The organism is Clostridium thermobutyricum DSM 4928 (assembly GCF_002050515.1).
GTDB lineage: Bacteria > Bacillota > Clostridia > Clostridiales > Clostridiaceae > Clostridium > Clostridium thermobutyricum.
The window spans coordinates 1-2,296 of the sequence record NZ_LTAY01000100.1; the positions used below are offsets into that span (position 1 = coordinate 1).

Sequence of the window (2,296 nt, forward strand, 5' to 3'; positions counted from 1 at the left end):
ATTCCTACTACTGCTATTAAGTGAACTATTCTCTACTTATAGAATTGGGAGTTTCTTAGACAATATTCCTAATGGAACAAGTTCCCCAAGATTAGAAGATCGTCCCAAACTCAATATAATCAATAACCTATGCTATCAAACGTTCTAAGTTTATACTTGTATTTATATATTTATCATATTCTGTTTCACAGTTTGAACAAGTCCATTTTCTAAGACTTAGATTTTTTACTTCTTTATTTTTATAATCACAACAAAAACATAATTGAGAACTTGCATAATCGATAGGAGCAATAATAATATTTCTTCCATACCATTCTGCTTTATATTCAAACATAACTCTAAATTCGTGCCAACTAGCTTCTGAGTTAACCTTGCTTTATTTCTATTATTGCTACCTTTTTGTTTTCTTGATAAATCTTTTTGTAATTTTCTTAATCTTTTTTCTGATTTTCTAAGATGTTTTGTTAGGCACTCTATACCTATTAGAGTATATTGCAAACTCTTTTAATACGACATCATAACTATCTTTTTATCTACTCTAGGTAACTTTATATTTAAATATGAACTAATATAGAAACAAAGTATTGTCCCATAGAATTTTTAGATACAGTAATACTTTTAATATTACATTTGAATAATCTATGTTGTTTTATCCTTATCATAGACTTTAATTTATGTAATTTTATATACCAATTTTCGATATATATAGTTCCTTTTTGAATTTGGGGAAACCGATAGATTTATCTTTAAAGAAATTTTTATAAGCAGTATATAAATTTAATTGTGCATTAGCTAACGTTAACGAATCTACTTCTTTTAACCACTCATATTTTTTTTTGAATTTAGCAGGTGTTAAGTATGGTTTAGACATTTCTTTAGATGTTAATATATCATTGTTTTTTTCATAAACTTTTATTCTATTAGCTAACATTTGATTGTAAATAAACCTAATACAATTACAAGCATATGAGTAGAATTACTCTAAGTATTAATAATACTTGGAGTTTATTTTATATTTTTACTCTTATATTAAATAGAATTAAAAAGTCTAATATAATAAATTATATTAGACTTTTTAATTGCACAGTTTCAGTATATCTATAAAAAAATTTGTATAAAATTTAAGTTAACTTCATCTTCGCCTTGCAAATTCCATAAATTTAAATTTATCTGGTCTATGCCTTGATTCAGTATATTGAAATAATTCACCATTTTCTAAATATGTATAACTTTTGCATAATACTATACAATTAAAATCTTCAATGTCTAAAAGTTTTTTATCTTCTTGAGTTATTTGTCTAACGGTAATTTCTTTTTTGGCAAATGCTATTTTAAGTCCTAATACATTTTCAATATACTCATAAATAGAATTTTTACATATTTCTTTTGTTAAATTTGGTATAAGCCTACGATTTAAATAATCTTTATCTAATATTATTTTTTCATCATTTATTTCTCTAACTCTAAATATTTCCCAAATATCATCTCTGCAGTTTAACTTTTTTCTTATGGGATGATCTTCTGTTATTATATTAAATAGTTCTAGATGAGTTTCTACTTTTCCGTTCATTTTTTGAGATAATTCTTTAAAACTTACTACGCCTGCTAATGGAAAATCAAATCTTACCATTTCTAATACAAAAGAACCTTTACCTTTCTTTTTTATTATATATCCGTTTTGCTCTAATTTAGTTAAGGCTTTTCTTACAGTATCTCTTGAAACAGAATATTTATTCATCATTTCAGATTCAGAATCTAATTTTTCATTTGGCTCTAAAATTCCATTTTCTATTTCTGAAACAACTTTGTTATATATCTTTAAATATTTACTTTCCATATTCATCACTTTAGAAATATTTTATCATTGGAATATTTATTTAACAAGTTTATATACAATACTTTCATAAGGTCTTAATTTTATAAATTCAAAATTTTTACTTGGATTATCATAATTAGAAATTAGTATCTTTGAATTATACTCTAAAAGATTTAATTTTTCATATGGCAACTCAAAATTACATTCTTCTCCATAAAAATTATTTATAACTAATAATTTTTCATTTTTATATTCTCTAATATATGAAAAAATTTTCTTATTATATTTTAATATTATTTCAAAACTTCCCTCTGATATTATATTTTCTTTATGTCTAAGCTCTATAAGCTTTTTATAATGATAAAATACAGAATTTTTATCTTTAAGTGCATTTTCTACATTAATTTCTTTATTTTTACCTATTTCAATCCATGATATCCCTTTTGTAAATCCTGAATTTTTACTATTATCCCATTGTAT

Annotated in this window: 2 protein-coding genes and 1 pseudogene; all 3 read right to left on the bottom strand. The window is 23.2% G+C overall.

The annotated features are described in order from the left end of the window. Nucleotides 1-127: 127 nt before the first annotated feature. Nucleotides 128-976 (bottom strand): annotated as a pseudogene (locus CLTHE_RS17245) (RNA-guided endonuclease TnpB family protein); the annotation flags it as partial. 156 nt (nucleotides 977-1,132) lie between these two features. Next, nucleotides 1,133-1,837: a trehalose operon repressor gene (gene treR / locus CLTHE_RS15040; protein WP_040414541.1), complete on the bottom strand. Its 705-nt coding sequence runs from the start codon at nucleotides 1,835-1,837 to the stop codon at nucleotides 1,133-1,135. A 36-nt stretch (nucleotides 1,838-1,873) separates the two neighbouring features. After that, nucleotides 1,874-2,296: alpha-amylase family glycosyl hydrolase (locus tag CLTHE_RS15045; RefSeq protein WP_207651213.1), on the bottom strand; the 423-nt coding region annotated here is incomplete at its 5' end.

Coding starts and splice junctions, on each gene's coding strand:
- treR (WP_040414541.1), bottom strand. CDS start 1,837: ATGGAAAGTAAATATTTAAAGATATATAACAAAGTTGTTTCAGAAATA.